The organism is Embleya sp. NPDC055664 (assembly GCF_053618075.1).
Window position 1 is genome coordinate 60,403 of record NZ_JBSHGZ010000037.1, and the last position, 21,080, is coordinate 81,482.

General features: G+C 72.9%; 22 protein-coding genes. 10 read left to right on the forward strand and 12 right to left on the reverse strand.

What is annotated here, in order from left to right; genetic code table 11:
- Positions 1 to 39: 39 nt before the first annotated feature.
- On the reverse strand, positions 40 to 429 hold the full coding sequence (locus tag ACWGR4_RS38995) for a MerR family transcriptional regulator (protein WP_380003593.1): 390 nt from the start codon (positions 427 to 429) through the stop codon (positions 40 to 42).
- Positions 430 to 493: 64 nt separating this feature from the next.
- Between ACWGR4_RS38995 and ACWGR4_RS39000 the strand changes: the two genes are divergently transcribed.
- From ACWGR4_RS39000 to ACWGR4_RS39010, 3 genes are all read left to right on the forward strand, one after another.
- Positions 494 to 1,711: an MFS transporter gene (locus ACWGR4_RS39000; RefSeq protein ID WP_452132340.1), complete on the forward strand. Its 1,218-nt coding sequence runs from the start codon at positions 494 to 496 to the stop codon at positions 1,709 to 1,711.
- Positions 1,712 to 1,804: 93 nt separating this feature from the next.
- Entirely contained in the window at positions 1,805 to 2,584 is a 780-nt protein-coding gene (locus ACWGR4_RS39005; RefSeq protein WP_452132341.1) for an SDR family NAD(P)-dependent oxidoreductase, read from the forward strand.
- A gap of 197 nt (positions 2,585 to 2,781) precedes the next feature.
- Positions 2,782 to 3,351 (forward strand): GNAT family N-acetyltransferase, encoded by a 570-nt coding sequence (locus tag ACWGR4_RS39010; RefSeq protein ID WP_452132342.1) that lies wholly within the window; start codon positions 2,782 to 2,784, stop codon positions 3,349 to 3,351.
- A 39-nt stretch (positions 3,352 to 3,390) separates the two neighbouring features.
- Here the strand turns inward: ACWGR4_RS39010 and ACWGR4_RS39015 are convergent, their stop codons facing one another.
- Positions 3,391 to 4,857 (reverse strand): MFS transporter, encoded by a 1,467-nt coding sequence (locus ACWGR4_RS39015; protein WP_452132343.1) that lies wholly within the window; start codon positions 4,855 to 4,857, stop codon positions 3,391 to 3,393.
- A 230-nt stretch (positions 4,858 to 5,087) separates the two neighbouring features.
- On the opposite strand from ACWGR4_RS39015, the gene ACWGR4_RS39020 reads away from it, so the two are divergent.
- Positions 5,088 to 5,465 (forward strand): VOC family protein, encoded by a 378-nt coding sequence (locus tag ACWGR4_RS39020; RefSeq protein WP_452132344.1) that lies wholly within the window; start codon positions 5,088 to 5,090, stop codon positions 5,463 to 5,465.
- Between the two features lie 72 nt (positions 5,466 to 5,537).
- Here the strand turns inward: ACWGR4_RS39020 and ACWGR4_RS39025 are convergent, their stop codons facing one another.
- Complete coding sequence (locus ACWGR4_RS39025) at positions 5,538 to 6,968, reverse strand: aminotransferase-like domain-containing protein (RefSeq protein ID WP_452132345.1); 1,431 nt, start codon at positions 6,966 to 6,968, stop codon at positions 5,538 to 5,540.
- Here ACWGR4_RS39025 and ACWGR4_RS39030 point away from each other — a divergent pair.
- Positions 6,967 to 7,884: a DMT family transporter gene (locus ACWGR4_RS39030; RefSeq protein WP_452132346.1), complete on the forward strand. Its 918-nt coding sequence runs from the start codon at positions 6,967 to 6,969 to the stop codon at positions 7,882 to 7,884. The genes ACWGR4_RS39025 and ACWGR4_RS39030 overlap by 2 nt on opposite strands.
- Positions 7,885 to 7,916: 32 nt before the next feature.
- Here the strand turns inward: ACWGR4_RS39030 and ACWGR4_RS39035 are convergent, their stop codons facing one another.
- Positions 7,917 to 8,822 carry a LysR family transcriptional regulator gene (locus ACWGR4_RS39035; RefSeq protein WP_380003581.1) on the reverse strand — a complete coding sequence of 302 codons (906 nt, stop codon included), beginning with the start codon at positions 8,820 to 8,822 and terminating at the stop codon, positions 7,917 to 7,919.
- 158 nt (positions 8,823 to 8,980) lie between these two features.
- Between ACWGR4_RS39035 and ACWGR4_RS39040 the strand changes: the two genes are divergently transcribed.
- The 3 genes from ACWGR4_RS39040 to ACWGR4_RS39050 all read left to right on the forward strand — a co-directional run bounded on the left by ACWGR4_RS39040 (position 8,981) and on the right by ACWGR4_RS39050 (position 11,623).
- Entirely contained in the window at positions 8,981 to 9,916 is a 936-nt protein-coding gene (locus ACWGR4_RS39040; RefSeq protein ID WP_380003580.1) for an NADP-dependent oxidoreductase, read from the forward strand.
- Between the two features lie 211 nt (positions 9,917 to 10,127).
- The gene (locus ACWGR4_RS39045) at positions 10,128 to 10,796 is read left to right on the forward strand and encodes an alpha/beta fold hydrolase (RefSeq protein ID WP_380003579.1); all 669 of its coding nucleotides are present in this window, start codon (positions 10,128 to 10,130) and stop codon (positions 10,794 to 10,796) included.
- Positions 10,797 to 10,984: 188 nt separating this feature from the next.
- Positions 10,985 to 11,623, forward strand: coding sequence for a LysE family translocator (locus ACWGR4_RS39050; protein ID WP_452132347.1), 639 nt, complete (start codon positions 10,985 to 10,987; stop codon positions 11,621 to 11,623).
- A 42-nt stretch (positions 11,624 to 11,665) separates the two neighbouring features.
- On the opposite strand, the gene ACWGR4_RS39055 is transcribed toward ACWGR4_RS39050, so the two are convergent.
- The 5 genes from ACWGR4_RS39055 to ACWGR4_RS39075 all read right to left on the reverse strand — a co-directional run bounded on the left by ACWGR4_RS39055 (position 11,666) and on the right by ACWGR4_RS39075 (position 14,742).
- On the reverse strand, positions 11,666 to 12,025 hold the full coding sequence (locus ACWGR4_RS39055) for a GNAT family N-acetyltransferase (RefSeq protein ID WP_380003577.1): 360 nt from the start codon (positions 12,023 to 12,025) through the stop codon (positions 11,666 to 11,668).
- A gap of 178 nt (positions 12,026 to 12,203) precedes the next feature.
- On the reverse strand, positions 12,204 to 12,386 hold the full coding sequence (locus tag ACWGR4_RS39060) for a hypothetical protein (RefSeq protein WP_452132348.1): 183 nt from the start codon (positions 12,384 to 12,386) through the stop codon (positions 12,204 to 12,206).
- A 128-nt stretch (positions 12,387 to 12,514) separates the two neighbouring features.
- On the reverse strand, positions 12,515 to 12,886 hold the full coding sequence (locus ACWGR4_RS39065; protein WP_452132349.1) for a hypothetical protein: 372 nt from the start codon (positions 12,884 to 12,886) through the stop codon (positions 12,515 to 12,517).
- A gap of 103 nt (positions 12,887 to 12,989) precedes the next feature.
- Positions 12,990 to 14,111 carry a poly(ethylene terephthalate) hydrolase family protein gene (locus tag ACWGR4_RS39070; protein WP_380003573.1) on the reverse strand — a complete coding sequence of 374 codons (1,122 nt, stop codon included), beginning with the start codon at positions 14,109 to 14,111 and terminating at the stop codon, positions 12,990 to 12,992.
- 94 nt (positions 14,112 to 14,205) lie between these two features.
- Positions 14,206 to 14,742, reverse strand: coding sequence for a helix-turn-helix domain-containing protein (locus ACWGR4_RS39075; RefSeq protein WP_452132350.1), 537 nt, complete (start codon positions 14,740 to 14,742; stop codon positions 14,206 to 14,208).
- Positions 14,743 to 14,826: 84 nt separating this feature from the next.
- Here ACWGR4_RS39075 and ACWGR4_RS39080 point away from each other — a divergent pair, with 84 nt between their 5' ends.
- On the forward strand, positions 14,827 to 15,993 hold the full coding sequence (locus tag ACWGR4_RS39080) for a pyridoxal phosphate-dependent aminotransferase (RefSeq protein ID WP_452132351.1): 1,167 nt from the start codon (positions 14,827 to 14,829) through the stop codon (positions 15,991 to 15,993).
- Positions 15,994 to 16,033: 40 nt separating this feature from the next.
- Here the strand turns inward: ACWGR4_RS39080 and ACWGR4_RS39085 are convergent, their stop codons facing one another.
- Positions 16,034 to 16,636, reverse strand: a complete 603-nt coding sequence (locus ACWGR4_RS39085; RefSeq protein ID WP_452132352.1) for a hypothetical protein — start codon at positions 16,634 to 16,636, stop codon at positions 16,034 to 16,036.
- Between the two features lie 135 nt (positions 16,637 to 16,771).
- Positions 16,772 to 17,215 (reverse strand): MarR family winged helix-turn-helix transcriptional regulator, encoded by a 444-nt coding sequence (locus ACWGR4_RS39090; protein WP_380003568.1) that lies wholly within the window; start codon positions 17,213 to 17,215, stop codon positions 16,772 to 16,774.
- Between the two features lie 56 nt (positions 17,216 to 17,271).
- On the opposite strand from ACWGR4_RS39090, the gene ACWGR4_RS39095 reads away from it, so the two are divergent.
- Positions 17,272 to 17,682 (forward strand): VOC family protein, encoded by a 411-nt coding sequence (locus tag ACWGR4_RS39095; protein WP_452132353.1) that lies wholly within the window; start codon positions 17,272 to 17,274, stop codon positions 17,680 to 17,682.
- Here the strand turns inward: ACWGR4_RS39095 and ACWGR4_RS39100 are convergent.
- Entirely contained in the window at positions 17,679 to 20,942 is a 3,264-nt protein-coding gene (locus ACWGR4_RS39100; protein ID WP_452132354.1) for a BTAD domain-containing putative transcriptional regulator, read from the reverse strand. The genes ACWGR4_RS39095 and ACWGR4_RS39100 overlap by 4 nt on opposite strands.
- Positions 20,943 to 21,080 lie beyond the last annotated feature (138 nt).

The following is a 21,080-nucleotide window of genomic DNA, read 5'->3' on the forward strand; positions in this document are numbered from 1 at the left end:
ACGGGCCCGGGCAGGGGGCGGTACCCACGCCGGGGGTCGTCAGGAGGGGGCCGTGGTGGTTTCCAAGGGGCGGTCGGTGCGGACTGCGTCCAGGTATTCGGCGATCGCGTCTCGGTTGCGGATCAGGCAGTTGACGCGTTCGGTCATTCGATCGCGCTCGTGTTCGAGCGTGGCGATCATCTCCGGCGTCGCGTCGGGGAAGTGGATGATCCTCGGCTTGTCGAGGCAGGGGAGGATCTGTCGGATGATCCGGGTCGGCAATCCGGCGTCGAGCAGGCCCCTGATCTGCATCACCCGGTCCACGAAGAACTCGTCGTAGTCCCGGTATCCGTTCGCCGAACGATCGGCGACGATCAGGCCCTGTTCCTCGTAGTAGCGCAGCAGTCGTCGGGGGGTACCGGTGCGCTCCGACAACTCTCCGATACGCATGTGATCCACCTCACGTCTCGTCGCTTGACCTTCACATCAATGTGAGGGTTCGAGCATACGCAGCATGAGCAACGACATCACCGCACAATCACCTTCCCACACCACGATCGCCCACCGAAAGCTGCCGATGGGCGCGCTGTTGGCACTGGCCACCGCGGTGTTCACGACCAGCCTGACCGAGACGCTGCCGGCCGGGGTGCTGCCCGCGATGAGTTCCGATCTCGGGGTCGGCGAATCCGCGATGGGCCAATCCGTGACGATCTACGCGATCGGCACCGCGCTGACCGCGATCCCGCTGTCGGCCGCCACCGCCGGTTGGCGTCGCAAGCGGCTGTTGCTGACCGCGATGGGCGGTTTCGCGGCGGCCAACACGGTCACCGCGGTCTCGGCGAACTACCCGCTCACCATGGTCGCCCGCTTCGTGGCCGGCGTGGCCGCGGGCGTGGCCTGGGCGCTGCTGGCCGGATACGCCCGCCGCCTGGCGCCCCCGCACCTTCAGGGTCGGGCGATCGCCATCGTCATGGCCGGCATCCCCGTCGCGCTGTCCCTCGGGGTACCGGCCGGCACCTTCCTCGGCGACGCGTTCGGCTGGCGCACCACCTTCTGGATCATGACCGCGCTGGCGGTGCTGCTGATCGGCTGGATCGTCGCGCTCGTCCCCGACCACCCCGGCCAACGCCCGGACGAACGTAAGCCCCTGCTGCGCACGGTGGCCATTCCCGGGGTGGGCCCCGTCCTGTTCGTCACGCTGGTGTTCGTATTGGCGCACACCATCCTCTACACCTACATCGCCTCCTACCTCGACCACGTCCACATGGACGGCTCCACCGACCTGGTCCTGCTCGTATTCGGCGGCGCATCGCTGGTGAGCATCTGGATCGTCGGCGCGCAGATCCACGGCCGGCTGCGCGCGCTCACCATCGCCGCCACGCTGCTGTTCGCCGCCGGAGCCGGGGTGCTCGCGGTGCTCTCCGACAGCCACGCCATGGTCTATCTCGCGGCGATCCTGTGGGGCCTGGGCTGGGGCGGTGCACCCACGCTCCTCCAGACCGCCGTCGGCGAGGCGGGCGGCGAGGACGCGGACGCGGCGCAGGCCATGCTCGTCACGCTGTGGAACGTGGCGATGGCCGGCGGCGGTGTGGTCGGCGCGATCCTGCTCGACGCACTCGGCGCCACGTCCTTCCCGTGGAGCGTGTTGGTGCTGCTCGTCCCGGTCCTGGCCGTGGTGATCGGCGCCCGTACACACGGCTTCCCGGCCCGACGCGGCTCCTCCGGCGAGTGATCCGAAACGCCGGTCGACGCCCCTGCGACACCGCCCGACGACCCGGCCCGACCCCCGCCTCCACGACGGGGATCGAGTCACTAGGGTGCGGACATGAGCGCGCAGGGATATCTCTCCGAACTGTTCTCGCTGGACGGCCGGGTCGCCGTGGTGACCGGCGGCAGCTCCGGCATCGGCCGGGCCATCGCCGGGGCGCTCGCCCGGGCGGGCGCGAGTGTCGTGGTCCTCGCCCGGCGCGAGGCCGAACTGGTGACCACCGTCGACGAGTTGACCGCCCGGGGAGCCAAGGCGGCCTGGGTGAGCGCCGACCTTGGCAGCCGCGCCGGGGTACGGACCGCGGCCGACGCGGCGGCCGAGATCTTCGGTGAACCCGACATCGTGGTCAACAGCGCCGGGATCAACCTGCGCCCGCCGATGGGCGACATCGACGACGACGTGTGGGACACCACGATGGCGGTGAACCTGACGGCGCCCTACCTGCTCGGGCAGCGGTTCGGCCCCGGCATGGCCGAGCGCGGCTACGGCCGGCTCATCCACGTCTCCTCGCAGCAGGCACACCGCGCGTTCGTGCAAAGCGGCGTCTACGGCGTGTCCAAGGGCGGGTTGGAGTCGCTGGCCCGCTCCCAGGCCGAGGCCTGGTCGCCGCACGGCGTCACTGCCAACACGCTGGTGCCGGGGTTCGTGATGACCCCGCTCAACGCCCGACTGTCCGCCGACCCGGAGCGGGTCGCCGCGCTGGCCGCCCGCACCATGGTCGGACGCAACGGCGTGGCCGAGGACTTCGCCGCCGCCGCGGTGTTCCTGGCGAGTGCCGGTTCGGCGTATGTCACCGGCCAGTCGATCTTCGTCGACGGCGGACTCTCGGTGCACTGAGCCCTTCGGGCTCGGCGGGGTGAAAGCCCGGGACCGGTGCGGGAGCGGCCTGTCCCGGCACCGGCAAGGGCCGGCGCGAGCGAGGACCGGCATGAGCGGGGGCCGAGGCGAGGCGGCTCGCGTCCGAACGGGCGATTGCGGCAGGGGCGGCGGGAAATGCGATGGACGGCCGCTCGACCGTCGCCGATGATCCGCTGGTGAACAATCCCGCTGATGCCTCCCGACCCCCGTCCACCACCTCCGAGCGGCAGGTCCGCTGGATCCCGCTGGTCGGCCGACCGCTGACCGCCCTGCTGGCCGGGGACCTGGCCGAGGCCCGTGAGCAGACCGGCCTCGACCTGCCCGAGTTCTTCGTGTCCGAAGAGGCGCGTTGGTTGTGGCGATACCGCTTCGACCAGGTGACCGCCGACCCGGCGAGCGCCCCGTGGCTGGTCCGGGCGGCGGTCTCCGAACCGGACGGCGCGGTGGTCGGCTACGCCGGCTATCACGGGCCGCCGGACGAGAACGGCATGGTGGAGATCGGCTACACCGTGGTGCCGGAGGCGCGCCGCCGAGGCTACGCGCGGGCGATGCTCGGGTCGCTGCTCGTACGCGCGGCCGAGGAGCCCGACGTGCGGATCGTCCGGGTGACCATCTCCCCCGACAACTCCGCGTCGCTCGCGACCATCCAGGGCTTCGGCTTCGTCGAGACGGGCGAGCAGATGGACGAGGAGGACGGCCTCGAAATCATCTACGAGGTCCCGGCCGATCGCATCCCGACCACCTGACCGACCCCGTCCCGGGCGGTGCGGCCGACCCACCCGTGGTCAGGACGCGCCGGCCCGGGAGCCCTCGGCGGCCGAATCCCGCTCCGCCGCCCGGTCGCCGCTCCCCGCCCGCCGGAAGTTCAGCGCGACCAGTGCGGCTGCCCCCGCACCGACGGCCGCGCCGAACACCGCGACGCGCAGGCCGTGTGCGGTCGCCACCCGCAGCGCCTCACCGCTCCGGCCGTCGCCCGTCCCGGAGTTGGCCAGTGCGACCAGTACGGCCAGGCCCATCGCCCCGCCGACCTGTTGCCCCGTGGACGCCATTCCCGACGCGACGCCCTGCTCCGGGGCCGGCACACCGGTCGCGGTGGCGGCGAACATCGTGGTGTAGACGACGCCTTGGCCGAGCCCGAAGACCAGCAGGCCGGGAACCAGGTCGAGGTAGGCGCCGTGTGCGGAGATACCCAGGCCGATCGCGACCACGCCGAGTGCGCTCGCGGCCAGACTGACGAGCAGCGTGGACCGTACGCCGAACCGGGTCGCCGCCCGGCCGCCGAGCAGCGAGCCGAGGAAGCCCCCACCCAGCGGGATCAGGAACGCGAAGCCGGTGCGCAGCGCGCCATACCCGTGTACACCTTGAAAGTAGACGGTCAGAAAGTACGGCAGCGTGCCGAGCGTGGCCATGAACAGGAACGTCACGGCCATCCCGGTGCCCAGGTTGCGGTTGCGCGGCAGGTGCGGCGGCATCAACGGGTCGGCGGTGTGCCGCTCGATCGGCGACAACGCGGCGAGGGCGACGATCCCGACCGCGCCGGCGGCGAGTACGCGCGGTGCGGTCCAGCCCTGTTCGGGCCCCTGCACGAGGGCGAACACGATCGACGTGGAGCCGACCGTCGCGGTCAGCGCTCCGGGCACGTCGAAGCGGCGGCCGACGGAGCGGTCCGGATCGGCCGGCAGTGCGACGAACGCGAGCAGCGCGGCGCAGCCGGCCAGGGGCACGTTGACGAAGAACACCGCCTGCCAACCCAGCGCCTGGGTGAGTACGCCGCCGAGCAGCGAACCGAGGATCAGCCCGCCGGAGCCGGTCGCGGCCCACACGGAGAGCGCCCGATTGCGCGCCCGGCCCTCCGCGAACGTGGTGTTGACCAGGGACAACGTGGCGGGGAAGAGGAGAGCGGCGCCCAGGCCCTGCCCGGCGCGGGCGGCGATCAGCGCTCCGGGGACGCCGGCCAGACCGCCCGCGAGGGAGGCGATCGCGAACAGGCCCATGCCGAGCACGAACATCCGCCGCCGGCCCAGCAGATCGGCCATCCGGCCGCCGAGCAGCAAAAACGCGCCGAAGACCACCGCATACGCACTCACCACCCACTGGAGGGTCTGCGCCGAGAAGCCGACGCCCGCGCCGATGTCGGGCAGCGCGACATACACGATGTTGTAGTCGAGCGAGGTGATCAGACTCGCGAAGGCGAGCAACGCAAGGGCGGCGCCGGGCCGGCGCAGACCGGGAGCGGTGTCGGATGCGGGCATGGCGAAGCCTTCCGGGCAGGGCGGGGAGGTCGCCGGTGGCCGTCCGAAAGGCGCCGGCGGTGACTGTCCGAACGCTGCCACGACCACGCCCCACGCAGCAGTGGAGCGCCCACCCTGGGATCGCCGGTCCCTGGATGTCCGGGTCTCTGCCGGCCGGTCGTCCGGCGATCGAGGATCAGGGGACACGGCGCGGGCCGGCCCCCGACGCGCCGCCCAGCCGAGGAGTCGAGATGCCGGTACAGCTCAACCACACCATCGTCGTCGCCACCGACAAGCGCCGCTCCGCCGCCTTCCTGGCGCATGTCCTGGGTCTGACCGTCGGCGCGCCCTACGGCCCGTTCCTCCCGGTCGGCACGGCGAACGGGGTCACCCTCGACTTCTGGGACGCGCCCGAGGAGCGGGTGGCCCCGCAGCACTACGCGTTCCTGGTCGAGGAGGCCGAGTTCGACGCGATCGTGGACCGGCTGCGCAGCGCCGGGGTGAGCGTGTACGCCGATCCGGACCGGCGCCTGGCCGGACGAATCAACACGTGGAACGGCGGCCGAGGCGCGTTCTTCGCCGACCCGGACGGCCACAACATGGAGATCATCACCCGGCCGTACACCTGACGGTGGCGGTCGATGGGCGAGGCAAGGGTGGTTCCGAAGCATGCTCCCGGTCGGGCGGGCCCGACCGGGCCCTCAAGCCTGCCCGGTGTAGGCCCGATACAGCCGCTCCACGCCCTCGACGAGCCGCTCCGGGCCCTCGGCGCACGCGTACCCCACGCGCAGGTACGGGGCCGGGGGCTCGGCGGTGAAGTAGCCCGGTCCGGGCGTGACCGCGACGCCGGCGCGCAGCGCGGCCGAGGTCAGCGCCCGGACGTCCCGGCCGTCGGGCAGCCGCAGCCAGAAGTGGTAGCCGCCGTACGGCAGTCGGGCCGGCAGCAGTTCGGGCAGCAGCCGGGTCAGCGCGTCGACCACGACCCGGCGTCGATCGCGCAGCGCGATGCCCAGCGTGCGCAGGTGTTGCGGCCAGCCCGGGGCGCAGACCAGTTGCAGGGCGGTCTCCTGGAGCACGCGCGGCACGAAGAAGCTGTCCACCGCCAGGACGGCGCGCAGCCGCTCGAACGCCGGTCCGCGCGCGACCAGGGCGGCGACCCGCAGGCTGGGCGAGCCGGCCTTGGTCAGCGAACGGATGTGCACCACCACGCCGTTCGGGTCGTCGGCGGCCAACGGCGCGGGCAGCGGCGGCGCGTCGGCGTGCCCGAGCCGGCGGGCGAAGTCGTCCTCCAGGACGAACGCGCCCGCCGCGTGCGCGATGCGCACCACCTCCGCGCGCCGCTCGGGGGCGAGCACCGTACCGGTCGGGTTCTGGAACAGCGGCTGGCAGACGAACGCGCGCGCCCGGGTGGCCGCGAACGCGTCGGCGAGCAGATCGGTACGCACCCCGTCGGCGTCCACCGGCACCGGCACCGCACGCAGCCCGGCGGCCTGGGCGACGGCCAGTATGCCGGGGTAGGTCGGCGATTCGACCAGTACCGGCGACCCGGGCGCGACCAGCGAACGCAGCGCCGTGGTCAGCGCGTTCTGCCCGCCGGCGGTGATCAGCACATCCGAGCCGGCGACCGCGCCGCCGATGTCCCGGGCGAACCAGGCACGCAGCTCGGTCAGGCCCTCGATGGGCGGCCGCTCCCACGCGCCGGGGCGCCGGCCGGCCCGGGACAGCGCGGCGGCCAGCGCGCGCTCGGGTTGCAGCGACGGGTGCAGATAGCCGCTGTTGAGGTCGATCACCTCGGGCGGGGCCACCGCGAGCGCGGACAACACGCCGGTCGCGTCCGGGCTGCGCCGGGGCGGGAGGCCGGGTTCGGCGCTGAGCGCGACCTCCTGCCAGGAGGTGTCGCCGGTCGCCGGCACCCGGCGGGTCGGCTCGGCGCGGTAGACGCCGGCACCGGGGCGGGAGACGACCAGGCCCTCGGCGGCGAGTGCGGCCATCGCGCGAGAGACGGTCACCGGGCTGACCCGATGGCGCTCGACGAGCGAACGACTGGACGGCAGCTTCTCGCCTACCGAGTAGCGGTCCAACTCACCACGCAGGAGCGCCACCAGATCGACCGCACCGCTACTGTTGTGCATGACAGCACAGAATAGCGCTATCCGCCCGGCGTCGGTAGCGGTCGGCGGAACGGCCCTGGCCGCACTGGCGATCCTGGCCTTCTCGCTCAGCTTCCCGGCCACCGTCTGGGCCCTGGAGAGCTTCGGCCCGTGGAGCGTCACGGGTCTGCGCGGCCTGCTCGCCGCGCTGTTGGCCGGGGCGGCGCTGCTCGCCGTACGCGCGCCGCTGCCCGGTCGGGCGGACCGGCTCGGCCTGGTCGTGGTCGCCGTCGGCTGCGTCCTCGGTTTCCCGCTGCTCACCACGCTCGCGCTGCAGACCTCGTCGACCGCGCACTCCGCGGTGGTGATCGGCCTGCTGCCGCTGGCCACCACGGTGTGCTCGGTGTTGCGCACCGGCGAGCGGCCGAGCCGGACCTTCTGGGCGGCGGCGCTCGCGGGGGCCGCGGTGGTCCTGGCCTTCGCGGTGACCCGGAGCAGCGGCGGCATCGGCCTGGCGGACGGATACCTGTTCGCGGCCCTGGTGTTGTGCGCGGCCGGCTACGCCGAGGGCGGCCGACTGGCCGGACACCTCCCCGGATGGCAGGTGATCGCGTGGGGCGTGGTGGCGGCGTCGCCGTTCACCGCCGCGACCGCCGCGGCGGGCCTGGCCACCGAGCCGGTCCACCTCGGCGGCCAGGGCGTCGCCGGCGTGCTGTACCTCGCGGCCGTCTCGCAGTTCCTCGGCTTCGTGGTCCTGTACCGGGGCATGGCGAGCATCGGCGTCCCGGCCGCCAGCCAACTGCAACTGGCCCAACCGCTACTGACGTTGCTCTGGGCGGTACTGATCCTGAACGAGACCCTGACCCCCTCGACCCCCCTCACCGCCCTCGCCGTCCTGGCCTGCATCGTCCTCACCCAGCGCACGAGATCGACACCGCCGCAGGGATCGAACGACTAGGGTGCGGCCGCGAGTTCGGGGCGGGAGGTGGATCACGTCGAGGCGCCCTCCGGGATGCCGGCGACCTCGCGCACGGTCTCGACGAACGCGCGTACCCGGGGCATCTGCCCGGCGCTCGGCCACAGCAGCCCGTAGGCGACCGGTGGGGCATCCCGGAAAGGGACGAATGCGACGCCGGGGCGGGCGTGGTAGTGGGCGGCGCGGGCGGAGACGGGAAACACGCCCTTGCCGGCCGCGACGAGGGTGAGCACTTCCGGCCAGAACGTGGTGACCGGTCCTCGGGGTATCGGCCGGCCCGAGGGCGTGTGGGTCGGGAAGTGGTGGTCCAGCCAACCCTGCGGAATCCTTCCGGCGACCGTCACCAGCGGCGCGTGGGCGAGGTCTTCCAGCGACAGGGTCTCCCGCCGGGCGAAGGGGTGGGCGGCGGGCACCATCAGGGCCCGAAGTTCGGAGAAGACCACGGGACCGGCCCGGATGTCGGGCTCGTCGATCGGGAACTCGGTGATCTGGAGCTGGAGTTCACCGGACCGCAGGGCGCCGAGCGGATCGCCGAGCCCGACCTCGCGCACCCGGACGTCACAGTCGGGATGACGGGCCCGGAACACGTCGCCGGCATGGACGACGAGATCACCCACCCACGGCGTGGAGTAGCCGACGTGCACGGTGTCGGTGATCCCCCGCCCGGTCGCGATCGCCCGCGCGATCGCGCGTTGGGTCTGCTCGTATGCGGGCAGCAGGTCGTCGCGGAGCTGCCGCCCGGTCGGGGTCAGGGCCACCCGACGGCTGGTGCGTTCGAACAGCGGTACCCCGATGCGGCGTTCCAGCTTCTTGATCGTCTGACTCACCCGACCCTGCGCCAGCCCCAGCCGCGCGGAGGTCCGCCGGAAGTGCAGCTCCTCGGCGAGCGTCAGAAAGGTCTCGATTTCGTGCCGTTCCACCGTCGCCTCCATTGGTGAGTTCGGATCACCGACCCTTGCACACTTCGGCCTTGATCCGAACCGGGCGAAGATCGACAGTGATCACGATCGAAAAATCGTGCGGACCGACCGTGCGAGCAGCGCGCTCTCGTTCCGGAGGGCCGGAAAAGGAGCGGACCATGCGTGCCATCGGCCAGGACTCGTTCGGCGGCCCCGAAGTGCTGAGGATCGTCGAGGTGGCGCGCCCCGAGCCGGGGCCGGCCGAGGTACTGGTGCGAGTACACGCGGCGGGGGTCAACCCGACCGACTGGTGGCACCGCGCCACCGGTGGACTGGCGGGCGACGTCCCGATCCGGCTCGGCTGGGACGTGTCGGGCGTGATCGAGGCCGTCGGGCCCGGCGTGACGCTGTTCGAGCCCGGCGACGAGGTGTTCGGCATGCCGTGCCAGCCGCGTCCGGCGGGGACGTACGCCGAATACGTGGTCTCGCCCGCACGGCACCTGGTCGCCAAACCGGCCGGGCTCTCGCATGTGGAGGCCGCCGCGTTGCCGCTGGCCGCGCTCACCGCGTGGCAGGCGCTGGTCGACACCGCCGATGTTCGTCCCGGTGGGCGGGTACTGATCCACGCCGCGGCGGGCGGTGTCGGGCATCTCGCCGTACAGATCGCCAAGGCCCGTGGTGCGTACGTGATCGGTACCGCCCGTGCGGCCAAGCACGACTTCGTGCGAGGGCTGGGCGCCGACGAGACGATCGACTACACCGAGGTCGACTTCGCGTCGGCGGTCGCGGACATCGACGTCGTGCTCGACACCATCGGCGGCGACTACGGACCACGCTCCCTTCGGACGCTGCGCACGGGCGGCATCGTCGTCTCGCTCGCCTCCCCGGCCGAAGCGAACCTGGCCGTCGAGGCCCGCTCCCTCGGACTGCGCTCCACCTTCATGATCACCGAAGCCGACCAGGCCGGTATGCGGGAGATCGCCTCCCTCGTGGCCTCCGGCCTGCTGCGGGCCGAGATCGCCGCGACCGTGCCCTTCGACCAGGTGGCCAAGGCGCACGAGATCGGTGAGACGGGCCGCACCACCGGAAAGATCGTGCTCACCGTCGCCGACTGATGCGATCGAGTGCTCGTCAGGACGCGTGCGCGGCGTCCACGCCGGCCACCAGGGGTGTGAGCTCGTCGGCCGGCCCGCGGCCAAGCGGGGTCGGCGTCACCCGACGGGTGTACCGACCCGTCCGACCGAACCCCCTCCCGGGGCCACCGAACCGCCGAAAGGATCGCCCTCCCATGCCCGATCACTCCTTCCCCGCACCACGAGGCGACCGATGACCACCTTCGTCCTCGTCCCCGGCGCCTGGCACGGCGCCTGGACCTTCCAGCCTCTGGCCCGGCGGTTGCGCGAGCACGGCCACGACGCCTACCCCCTGACCCTGACCGGCGTCGGCGACCGGAAACATCTGCTCACGGCCTCGGTCAACCTCGACACCCACATCGACGACGTGCTGAACCTCCTGGCGGACGAGCGAATCACCGACGCCGTACTCGTCGGGCACAGTTACGGCGGAATGGTGATCACCGGTGCCGCCGACCGGGCGCCGGATCGGGTGCGAGGGCTCGTCCATGTCGACGCCCTGGTGCCCCAAGACGGCGAATCGTGCTGGTCCCTGGTCAACGACCAGGAGCGCGAGTGGTATCTCCGGGGCATCGGCCGCGACGGATACTCCAGTGCGCCCCTGCCGTTCTTCGATCCACGGGCCACGCCGCACCCGCTGGCCTCGCTGATGCAGGCTGTGCGGCTCGAAGGCGGCCTCGACCGGGTGGCGCGGCGGGACTTCGTATACGCGACCGGCTGGGACGGAGAGTCGCCCTTCGAGGAGGTTCATCGGCGACTGGCACAGGACCCCACCTGGCATGTGCACAGCGTCGCGTCCGGCCACAACGTGATGCGCGACGCCCCGGACGAACTCCTGAAAATCCTCCTCGACGCCGCCTGATCGCTCATCGTGCCGCCCGAGAGCCTCCTGGATGTCCAGGAGCTCTACGACACCTACTTCACCGACAGCGTGTCCTGGAACGCGCGCCAGGTCCTGAACCCGCCTCCCCGAGACCGCCGTCACGCTCCCGGCGCGGCGCCCGGGGAAATGGGTGGCCGGGCGGGTTGTCTCGGGGTCAGGATGCCGGGATGACTCATACGTTGTTGGCGTTTCTGGGTGCCTGTGCGTTGATCGCGGCCAGCCCGGGGCCGAGTTCGGTATTGATCATTCGGCATTCGTTGCGAAGTCGGCGGGCCGGGTTCGCGGCCGTGCTCGGGAACGAAAGCGGGGTGTTCCTCTGGGGGCTCGCGGCGGCCTTCGGGCTGACCGGGTTGTTGGCGGCGTCGCACTTGGCCTACGACATCATGCGCATCGTCGGGGCCGTGGTGCTGGTCGGGTTCGGGGTGCAGGCCATCCGGGCGGCGCGGCGGGACGGGCTGACCGGGTTCACCGCCGCGGCCGAGGGGGCGGCGGGCGAGGAGGAGTCGGGCGGCAGGTGGCGGGCCTATCGGGCGGCCTTGACGCTGAACCTGGCCAATCCGAAGGCGGCGGTGTTCGCGATGTCGTTCCTGCCCCAGTTCGTCCCGAGCGGTTCGCCGCAACTGCCCACGATGGTCGTGCTGGCCGCGATCTGGGCCACCTTCGAGATCGGCTTCTACGGCCTGTACGTGTGGTTCGTCGGCCGCATGCGCACCGTGCTCGGCCGGGCCAAGGTGCGGCGCCGGCTGGAGCAGACGTCCGGCGGGGTGATGGTCGCCCTGGGCATCCGGATGGCCGTGGAGTCGTAGCCGGGACGGGTCCGCGGGGCCGCCGTCCGCCGCGGCGGGGGCTTACACCCCGAAGGCGTCGCGGCGGTCCTCCGGGACCAGGTGGGTGTACTCCGGGTGCTTGGCGATCCAGTCGCGGATGAACGAGCAGTACGGCAGCACCGCCAGGCCCCGCTCGTGCACCGCGTCCAGCGCCGCGTGGGTCAACCGCCCGCCGAGACCCCGACCGCCGAAGCGCGGTTCGATCTCGGTGTGCGTGAAGGCGACCTCGTCGCCGCTGACGAAGTATTCGGCGAAGCCCGCGAGTTCGCCGGCCCGCAGCGGCGGCGCGACCGGGCCCGAAGCGCCCTCTGCGGCGTTGTCGGCGGCGATGAATATCTCGTAGCGGGACTTCGCCGGGTTGTCGACGACGCGCGTTTCCATGCTGCTGCCTCCTGGCTCACGATCGAACGGTCGCACGATCGAGTCGGCGGCCCGGGAATCCGGACCCACGCGCACGCCCTCGGTCACACCGATCGCCGCTCGCGAACCCCAACCGTATCGACCCGGCGAGCGGGGCCCGCGGGCCGCTCCACGGGATCCGGCCGGCGGGATCCGCGCGTCACTCCTCCTCGTCGACGTACACCTTCGTCCCGTCCGGGTACACCTTGTACACGCGCCCGTTCTCCCCGCCGATCGCCGGCAGACCCGCCGCATGCAGGTCCGCGACGGCCTTCTCGACGGCCTTGGTCATCAATTCCGCGGCCCGCTCCCGGCCGATCTCGTCGATCAAGGACTTCGTCATCGATGTCTCCTCATCTCCGTAACCCCGTGCGGCACCCGCGACTTCGCGGCCCCACCCCCAGGGTGCCAGGCGTGTTGCCACCCCGACACCCCCGCACCGGGCGGCTCGGTCGGCGAACGGATGTGCGGTCAGGCGGGGTCGACCAGTTCGGTCCGGTCCGTGCCGCCCGATCTGACCTCGAACACGGTGAACCCGTGCGGCCCGGCCAGCACCTGGTGCACGCAGCCGGACGGGATGAACACGACGTCGCCCACCCGCATGTGCACTCCGCCGCTCAGCCCGTCGCCGGAGAAGACGTCGCAGCTGCCGGCGGTGAGCAGCACGACGGTCTCCTCCCCCGCGTGGTGGTGCACGGCCGTACGCTCGCCCGGTCCGAGCGTGGCGAAGAAGCCGCACAGGCGTCCGGAGCCCACCGTCGCGGTGGATACACGTTCGCTGATCCGGATGCCCTGGGCACCGACGAGGTCGGCGCCGGCGGGCACGAGCACGGCTTTGGTCATCGGTTCACGGTCACCCATGAGTTCAGGGTCGACGCCGCTCGAAGCCGGGAAACACACAGGAGAGCGAACCACACCAAATGGGCGAGTGTCGGCCTTCACCGCGCTAGCGGGCGATGCGCTTCTCCACCTCCGTCGTGACCCGTTCCACCCCTCGGGCCAGGTCCCGCACGAGCCCGTTGACCCGGAGCGCCAGCGCCGACGCCACCGTGCCGGCCGCGCCGACGAGGTCGCCGGCAACCGCCGCCGGCACCGCTGCCGCCGCCGCGCCGCGTACCCCCGCCGGCGCGGCGGGGAACGGCAGCGGCAACGGCCCCGCCACCGAGCGCAGGTCGGAGAGTACGCCGCTCGCCAGCGCCAGCAGCGCGTCCGCGCCGGACACGTGGGCCTCGCAGTGGCCGTATCCCTTCAGCGCCGCGTGCAGGAAGGCGGTCGCGTACACGTTGGTGATCGCGTGCTGCTCGGCGAAGGTGATCGAGGGCTTGCCGTCCCGAGGCAGCCCGGGCAGGTGGATGTCCACGTCGCACGGGTCGAGGAACTGCACGTGGTTCCCGCCGGAGATCTCGACGTACGCCTTGTAGCCGCGCGGAACCAGGTCGAGGTAGTGCAGCCCCGATCCGGGGGAGATCCGGTCGTTCTGACCGGACACGATCAGCGTGGGCGTGGCCACCGTGCGGATCTCGACGTCGATCCCCGCGTACAACGCGGCCTGCTTCACGTTGCGGCCCGGCGCGAAGCCCAGCACCGCGCGGATGCGCCTGTCCCGCGCCGCCGCGAGCAGCGCGCCGGCCCCGCCCAGGGACACCCCGACCGCCGCGAACGCGTCCCTTTTGATCAGGCCGCGCAGCGGGTTGAACCGGTCGTCGTCGATGTCCAGCAGCTTGTCGATGGCGTCGCCGATGGTGTCCGCGTGCATGTGCGGGTCGAGCGCGAGGATGTTCTCCGGGAAGTAGCGGAAGACGATGTAGCCGTGCCGCACCACGTAGTCGGTGAACCAGTCGTACATGTTCGAACCGGTCCAGGTCGCGGGCGCCATGATCACCGACGGGTACGAACCCTCGGAGGGGTCGGCCGGGGCCAGCCAACCGTCGTATTCGGCCGGGTAGCTGATCTTGGCGAGGGTGAACCCCGGCCCACCGGTCCAGAACGGGAACTCGATGGTGCCGATGTGGAAGGGTCCCGGCAGGTCCGGCCGAACCGGATCCCCGAGGACGAAAGAGGATGCCATAGCGGGAGTCAACCGCCCCGAACTCGCTGCGATACGACGAACGTTGGTCACAGTACGGTAACCCCGCCCACTTCCGGCGGCGCCGGCGCCGGGGTCAGTGATGCACCATCAGCAGCACCGCCCGATTGTGCTCGTCCAGCCCCCGGTACACGTGCGGCCGGGCCGCGTCGAAGCGGATCGAGTCGCCCGCCGCCAACTCCCGCGGATCGGCGGCCGGTCCGATCTCCACCCGGCCCTCGGTGACCAGCAGGCACTCCTCCACGCCGAGCCGGTGCGGGTCGGACACCTGTTCGGTGGTGTCCACGTCGAGTTCGTACAGCTCGACCCAGCCGCGCACGTGCACCCGGTGCAGCAGGCGGGCCCGGACCGCGTCGCCGCGCGCCGTCGGACCCTGGTCGGCCCGGACCACGGTGACGGCCGACGCACCGCCGTCGAGCAGGCCACCCAGCGGTACGTCCAGCGCGGCGGCGAGCGCCCACAGGGTGCTGAGCGTCGGGTTGGCCTCGCCCTGTTCGATGCCGTGCAGCGTGGTCTTGCTCAGCCCCGCGCTCGCGGCGAGGTCGGCGAGCGAGTGGCCGGCCGCCTCGCGGAGGACGCGGATGTTGTTGCCGATGTCGCGCGCGATGGTCATGCGGGTTCCCTTGCGATGGTCATGGCGTTCATTATGCTGGACCGACGTACCAGTTTACCGGCATGTTCGAGGGAGATCGGCATCATGGTCACTCGGGTAACCCGCCTCCGGCACATCCCGGGCATCGGCGTGGACAAGGTCGGCGACGCGGCCGACGCCGCGCACGACCCGGAGTTGTTGCGCCTGGAGAACCTGGACACCGACATCCGCCCGCCGGCCGTGGCGCTGGCCGCCACCCGGGCCGCGATCGACGACGACGACGCCAACAGCTACCTGCCGTTCCACGGCTCGGCGCGGCTGCGTGCGGCCGTCGCCGCGCACGTGGGCCGGATCGCGGGGCGCACGTACGACCCGGACACCGAGGTGGTCAACGCGGCCGGTGGCCTCAACGGCGTGCTCGACGTCCTGCTCGCCACCGTCGAGCCCGGGCGCGAGGTGGTGATCGCCGACCCGATCTACGCCGGCCTGGTCAACCGGATCCGCCTCGCCGGCGGCGTCCCGCGCCATGTGCCGTGCCGGCCGAGCGCCGCCGGCTGGCACACCGACCCGGACGAACTCGCCGCCGCCGTCGGCCCGAACACCGCCGCCGTGCTGGTGATGGCGCCGGCGATGCCCACCGGCGCGCTGCTCGACGGCGGCCACTGGGACGCGCTGGCCCGGGCGGTCGCCGAGCACGACTGCTGGGTGATCTACGACGCGGCGATGGAGCGCATCCGCTTCGACGGCAAGGGCCCCGACCACCCCGCCGCGCATCCGGGTCTGGCCCACCGCACGGTCACCTGCGGCGCGGCCTCCAAGGAGCTGCGAATGATCGGCTGGCGGGTCGGCTGGGTGGTCGGCCCCGCCGAGCTGATGGCCGACGTCAAACTCGTCGGCCTGAGCAATGTGGTCTGCCCGGTCGGCATCGCCCAGGAGGCGGTCGCCGCCGCGCTGTCCGCACCGGACGCCGACGCCGACGTCGCCGCCGCGACCGCGATCTGGCAGGGCCGCTGCGCGAGGATCCTCGACCGGCTCGCCGACTATCCGTGCGTCCGCCCGCACGGCGGCTGGTCGCTGCTGATCGACACCGTGGCGATGGGCCTGTCGCCCGAGGTCGCCGCCGAACGGCTGTTCCGGCTCGGCCGGGTCGCGGCCACGCCGATGAACGGGTGGGGGCCGGCGGGCGACACGTACCTGCGCCTGGTGTTCGCCAACGAGCCGGCCGAGCGGCTGGACGACCTGCGCACGCGGTTCGTGGCGGCGTTCGGCTGAGCGGGTGTGGCGGGCACGCCGGGCACGCCGGGGGTGCTCCTCAGCAGCTCGAATCCTCCGACACCAGGCGCAGGATCGGCCTGCCGGACTCGGTACGGCGCAGGTCGTCGGCGCCGAAGCCGAGTTCGGGGTCGGCGTCGTTGAGGATGCGACACATCGCCTCCCTGGACTGGTTGCCCTCGGCCAGCAGCCGCCGTATCAGCGGCTCGTCCTCCGGCCGGTCGGCCCGCTCCGGGTCGGCGCTGCCCTCGTACAGCCGCTGCACCAGGTCGAGCAGCGCGTGGTCCTCCGGCCGCAGCGCGCCGGGGCGTCGGTTCCGGCCCGCCGGGTGGTTGCGCCGCAGCGCCGCGCCGGCGGCCACGGCCCGGACCGAACTCACGTCCCGCATCGCGGCGACGGCCCGCGCGGCCCAGGCGCGCGGGCTCTGCCGGCGTCGGTAGTCGAGCCGGTGTTCGGGCGGCGCGATGCCCCGCCGGCCGGCCCGTACGGCGGCCACGTGGGCGCGCATCCGGTCCACCGTGGGCCCGTCGACCCACTCCAGGCCCCAGGCCGCGAAGCCGTCCACGACGAGTCGGACCTCGACACCCGCGACACGTGCCAACTCCCCGTCGAGGCCGTACTCCCGGATCCCGCGATCGCTCATTGGTGTTCCTCTCCGAGCGCGTGATCTTCGTCCGGCCACTGCACCGGATCATGCCCATGCCCGGATACTCGAACACACTTTGAATCCGCAGGCCAAATCGGCGCCTCGGGGGCGCGGGCACCGCCCGGTCTCGGATCAGCGAAGCGGCAGTTCGTGGTGCATCCGGAGCAGGAAGTCGTGCAGGAGCGCACGTTCCTCGCCGTCCAGCGGGGCCAGGATCTCCTCCTGTACGGCGCGCGCCGCCGCCTCCTGCTCGGCCAGCGCGGCGCGCCCGGCCGGGGTGAGCGTGACCCGCAGCCGGCGGCGGTCGGCCGGATCGCGCGTGCGCTCCACCCAGCCGGCGGCGGTCAGTTCGTCGAGGACCTTGACCACGTCGCTGGCATGGATCCCGAGGCGTGCGGCCAGGTCGCGCTGGGCGTGCGCGCCGAAGTCGGCCAGCGCGGCGAGCACGGCCGTGTGCCACAACCGCAGCCCCCGCAGCGCCAGTTGCTCGCCGAGCCGACTCCGGGCCGCCTTGCCGACGCGGGAGAGCAGGTAGGTGCTGAGCGCGGTCAGCGTCGGGGGTGTGGTCTCGTCCATGACGTTATTGTAGGGTTACACCAATCATTGGTGACAACCTATGAATAGGAGTTGCGATGGATGCCCTCTACCCACGCCTGCTCGTCGACCGCTTCACCGAGTGTTTCCGCTTCTACGACGCGGTACTGCCCGCGCTGATCGGCGCCACCCGGGCCAAGGGCGACGAGAACGGCCCGTACGCGAGCTGGGACGTGGGCACCGAGGGTGCGCTGGTCCTGTTCGACCGGGCGATGCTCGCCTCGGTGGTCGGCACCGGGGACCTGCCGGCCGCCGCCCCGGGCCCGACCCAGGACCGCACCATGCTGGTCAGCCGGGTCACCGACCTGGACGCGGGCTACGCCCTGTGCCTGGCGCACGGCGCCCGCCCCGTCACCCCTCCCACCCACCGCCCGGCCTGGGGCCCCACCCTGCACAGCGCCCACGTCCGCGACCCGGACGGCAACCTGATCGAACTCCAGCTCTACTAGCGCGGGTTCGGCGCCGAGTCGGCTCGGGCATCGGGGGTGAGCCGGGCGGTCAGCGCGGTCGCCGCCGCGTCCCGGGACAACGTCGCGCCCCGGTCGTAGGCCGCCCGGTGGTCCTCCTCGCCCAGGATCGCGACGAGTCGGTCGACCAGGGCGCGCAGATCCGGGCTGCCCGCGTCGAAGATCCCGCGCAGGGCCGTGCCAAGGCCCAGCACCTCGGCCGCGTCGACGGGCTGCCCCGTCGCCTCCAACAGCGCGGCGAGCAGCTCCGCCGTCGGCGCGACGTCGGCGAAATCGCCTCGCCGGATCGCGCCGGCCGCGGTGGTCGCCAGCAACTCCCGGATCCGCGCGGACACATCGTCGCCCTCGCCCTTTGCGGCCCGGGCCAGGAGGGTGGCCACGCGGCCCTTGGCGACCAGGTCGCCGACCATCTCGGCGGGCAGGGACAGGCTCTCGGCAAGCACGTCCAGCCGGTCGAGCGCCGCTTCGGCCGCCGCGAAATCGCCCATCCGGCGGTGCAGTTCGGCGCGACCGGAGAGCACGGTCAACTCCAGGTGCCGGTGGCCGCGCTCCCGTGCCCGCGCCTCGGCGACACGCAACTCGCGCTCCGCGCCCGCCAGGTCGCCGGCGCGCATCCGCTCCGCCGCGAGCATGCCCCGGTACATGGCCAGGTCGTCCTCGGAGCCGAGTTCGGCCATGAGCGCCACCGCCTCCTCGAAGGCGGCGACGGCCTGCGCGTGTTCGCCGCGGATCGAGTGGTGCGAGCCGACGGCCATCGACACCGACGCCAGGCCCCACCGCTCGCCCAGTGCCCGGAATCCGCGCAGCGCCTCGGCCCGCGCGGACGCGCCGGAGGTCCAGTCGCCGCGGTCGCTGTACACGAAGTCCGTCGCCCAGTGCGCGCATGCCCGGGCCCACGGGTCGGACCCGTTCGACATCCGGGTCAACTCGCGTTCGCCGATCTCGACGTTCCCGGACAGGAACGCGGCCAGCGGCAGCCCGACGGCGAGCGCCGGATAGCGCGCGACCACGTCCGTCCGGGCGCATTCGGCCAGTGCCGCGCGCAATTCCTCGCTGTCCGCGAGTCGGGGCACGGTGATCGCGGCCAGCACGTGCATCGCGCCGAACGCGGCCCGCGCGGCCTCGGGCAGCGCGTCGCCGAAGCCCAGCACCTCCGGGACGATCGTCTCGAACGGCGCGCCGATCCCGCGAATGCCCCAGTACCAGAACAGCGCGGCGGCGAACCGCGCGGCGGGCTCGGCCGCGCCGGCGTCCAGCGTGGCGCGCAGCGCGGCCATCAGGTTGGCGTACTCGGCGTCCAGGACCGCAAGCGCATGCAACTGCGCGGCGGTGCGCAGGAGCGGGTCGTGCCGCTCCGCCAGGTCCAGGCACCAGCGCTCGAACCGGGCCGCGAACTCGGCGCGTTCCCCGGCGCGGTCCAACTGCTCCGCCGCGTAGGCGCGTACCGTCTCCAGCATCCGATAGCGCGGTTCGCCGTCGCCGACCGCGTCCACGATCGACTTCTCCACCAGCGAGCCGAGCACGTAGAAGACGTCGTCCGCGGCCAACTCCCCGCCCGCGCACACCGCTTCGAGCGCGTCCACGGTCGCGCCGCCGGGAAACACCGCCAACCGGCGGGCGAGCATACGCTCCGGTTCGGCGAGCAGGTCCCAGCTCCACTCCACCACCGCGTGCAGCGTGCGCATGCGCGGCGCCTCGGCCCGACTGCCCGCGTTCAGCAGCCGGAACCGGTCGTCGAGCCGCCGGGCGATCTGCTCCACGCTCATCGCCCGCAGCCGGGCGGCGGCCAACTCCAGGGCCAGCGGCATCCCGTCGAGGCGCCGGCAGATCTCCACCACCGGGCCGATGGTGGCCGCGTCCAGTCGAAAGCCCGGCCGCACGGAGGCGGCCCGGTCCAGGAACAGCCGTACCGACGCGGCCTGCGCGACCGTGTCCGGGTCCGGCCCGGCGCCGTGCTCGGGGATCGGCACCGGTATCGGCAGCGGTCCGACCCGGCACAGCGCCTCGCCGGTGATCCCCAGCGGCTCGCGGCTGGTGGCCAGCACGGTCAACCGCGGCAACCGGTCGAGCAGGCCGTAGGCCAGCTCCGCCGCCGCGTCGACCAGGTGCTCGCAGTTGTCCAGGACCAGTACGGCCTCACCCACGTCGAGCAGTTCGGCCACCCGCTCCAGCGGCGAGCCGGTCCGGCGCGGGCGGGCGTCGGAGGAGCGCAGGTCCCAGGAGCCGAGCGCGGCCGACACCGCGTCGACCACGCCGTCCGCGCTGCGCACGCCGGCGAGCGGTACGAACCAGACCCGGCCGCGCCCGTGGGCCGGATGCCGGCTCACCGCCTCCACGGACAACCTGGTCTTGCCCGCGCCGCCGGCGCCGACCAGGGTGACCAGGCGGGAGCCGGCCATCAGCTCGCCCAGCAGCCCCAGTTCCGCGTCGCGGCCGAAGAAGCCGGTCAGCCGGGTCGGCAGGTGATCCGCGACCGGCTCGGGGCGGGCGACGGCGGGGCCGGCCACCTCGCCGCGCAACACCGCGAGATGGGTCTCGCGCAATTCGGGCGAGGGATCCACGCCCAACTCCCCGGCCAGCCGGCCGCGTACCTCCTCGAACACGGCCAGCGCCTCGGCCTGGCGGCCCGCCGCGTACAGCGCGCGCATCCGCATCGCCGCGCTGCGCTCGCGCAACGGATGTGCGGCGCAGGCCGCTTCCAGGTCGGCCAGCACCTCGGCGTGCCGACCGAGCCGAAGTTGTGCCTCGAACCGGTCCTCGGCGGCGTCCACCCGCAACCCGTCCAGGCGGGCGGCGACCGAGCGGGCGAATGGCGCGTCGGCCAGGTCGCCCAGCGCCGGCCCCTCCCACAGGGCCAGCGCGTCGGCCAGCACCGAGGCCGCCGCGGCCGGGCGGTCCGCCGCCAGCTCCCGTCGACCGCGCGCGGCCAGTTCCTCGAAGCGGCGTACGTCCACGTCCTCCGGGCGCAGCGCGAGCCGGTAGCCGCCGCCGACCAGGTCCACGGACACCCCGGCCGCCCGCAGCACCTTGCGCAGCCGCGACACCAGCGTCTGGACCGCGTTGCCGGCGTCCGCCAGGGGTTCGGTGCCCCACAGCCCGTCGACGATCGTGTCGACCGACACGACGTGCCCGGCGTCCAGCGCGAGCCGGGCCAGCAACATGCGCAGCCGCACGCCCCCGATCTCGATCGGCGTCCCGTCGTCCCCCTGAGCCCGAACCGTCCCGAGCAGTGCCACGCGCATCCGCCCAGGATCCCAGAGCCGCGAAACCGCCCGACGACCGGTGGTCGCGGGCGGCACGGATCGGCGCGACGCGGGTCACGGGCGGCGTGCCGGCGCGGCCGGCACACGGGCACGCGCCCGGTCGGGGATGCCTCCCCC

Excerpts from the sequence above, each read along its gene's own strand:
- ACWGR4_RS39095 (WP_452132353.1), top strand. The coding sequence starts at position 17,272 with ATGGATGCCCTCTACCCACGCCTGCTCGTCGACCGCTTCACCGAGTGT.
- ACWGR4_RS39050 (WP_452132347.1), top strand. The coding sequence starts at position 10,985 with ATGACTCATACGTTGTTGGCGTTTCTGGGTGCCTGTGCGTTGATCGCG.
- ACWGR4_RS39100 (WP_452132354.1), bottom strand. The coding sequence starts at position 20,942 with ATGCGCGTGGCACTGCTCGGGACGGTTCGGGCTCAGGGGGACGACGGG.
- ACWGR4_RS39070 (WP_380003573.1), bottom strand. The coding sequence starts at position 14,111 with ATGGCATCCTCTTTCGTCCTCGGGGATCCGGTTCGGCCGGACCTGCCG.
- ACWGR4_RS39025 (WP_452132345.1), bottom strand. The coding sequence starts at position 6,968 with ATGCACAACAGTAGCGGTGCGGTCGATCTGGTGGCGCTCCTGCGTGGT.
- ACWGR4_RS39005 (WP_452132341.1), top strand. The coding sequence starts at position 1,805 with ATGAGCGCGCAGGGATATCTCTCCGAACTGTTCTCGCTGGACGGCCGG.
- ACWGR4_RS39055 (WP_380003577.1), bottom strand. The coding sequence starts at position 12,025 with ATGGAAACGCGCGTCGTCGACAACCCGGCGAAGTCCCGCTACGAGATA.
- ACWGR4_RS39015 (WP_452132343.1), bottom strand. The coding sequence starts at position 4,857 with ATGCCCGCATCCGACACCGCTCCCGGTCTGCGCCGGCCCGGCGCCGCC.
- ACWGR4_RS39040 (WP_380003580.1), top strand. The coding sequence starts at position 8,981 with ATGCGTGCCATCGGCCAGGACTCGTTCGGCGGCCCCGAAGTGCTGAGG.
- ACWGR4_RS39045 (WP_380003579.1), top strand. The coding sequence starts at position 10,128 with ATGACCACCTTCGTCCTCGTCCCCGGCGCCTGGCACGGCGCCTGGACC.
- ACWGR4_RS38995 (WP_380003593.1), bottom strand. The coding sequence starts at position 429 with ATGCGTATCGGAGAGTTGTCGGAGCGCACCGGTACCCCCCGACGACTG.
- ACWGR4_RS39075 (WP_452132350.1), bottom strand. The coding sequence starts at position 14,742 with ATGACCATCGCGCGCGACATCGGCAACAACATCCGCGTCCTCCGCGAG.
- ACWGR4_RS39080 (WP_452132351.1), top strand. The coding sequence starts at position 14,827 with ATGGTCACTCGGGTAACCCGCCTCCGGCACATCCCGGGCATCGGCGTG.
- ACWGR4_RS39065 (WP_452132349.1), bottom strand. The coding sequence starts at position 12,886 with ATGACCAAAGCCGTGCTCGTGCCCGCCGGCGCCGACCTCGTCGGTGCC.
- ACWGR4_RS39085 (WP_452132352.1), bottom strand. The coding sequence starts at position 16,636 with ATGAGCGATCGCGGGATCCGGGAGTACGGCCTCGACGGGGAGTTGGCA.
- ACWGR4_RS39060 (WP_452132348.1), bottom strand. The coding sequence starts at position 12,386 with ATGACGAAGTCCTTGATCGACGAGATCGGCCGGGAGCGGGCCGCGGAA.
- ACWGR4_RS39090 (WP_380003568.1), bottom strand. The coding sequence starts at position 17,215 with ATGGACGAGACCACACCCCCGACGCTGACCGCGCTCAGCACCTACCTG.
- ACWGR4_RS39000 (WP_452132340.1), top strand. The coding sequence starts at position 494 with ATGAGCAACGACATCACCGCACAATCACCTTCCCACACCACGATCGCC.
- ACWGR4_RS39020 (WP_452132344.1), top strand. The coding sequence starts at position 5,088 with ATGCCGGTACAGCTCAACCACACCATCGTCGTCGCCACCGACAAGCGC.
- ACWGR4_RS39030 (WP_452132346.1), top strand. The coding sequence starts at position 6,967 with ATGACAGCACAGAATAGCGCTATCCGCCCGGCGTCGGTAGCGGTCGGC.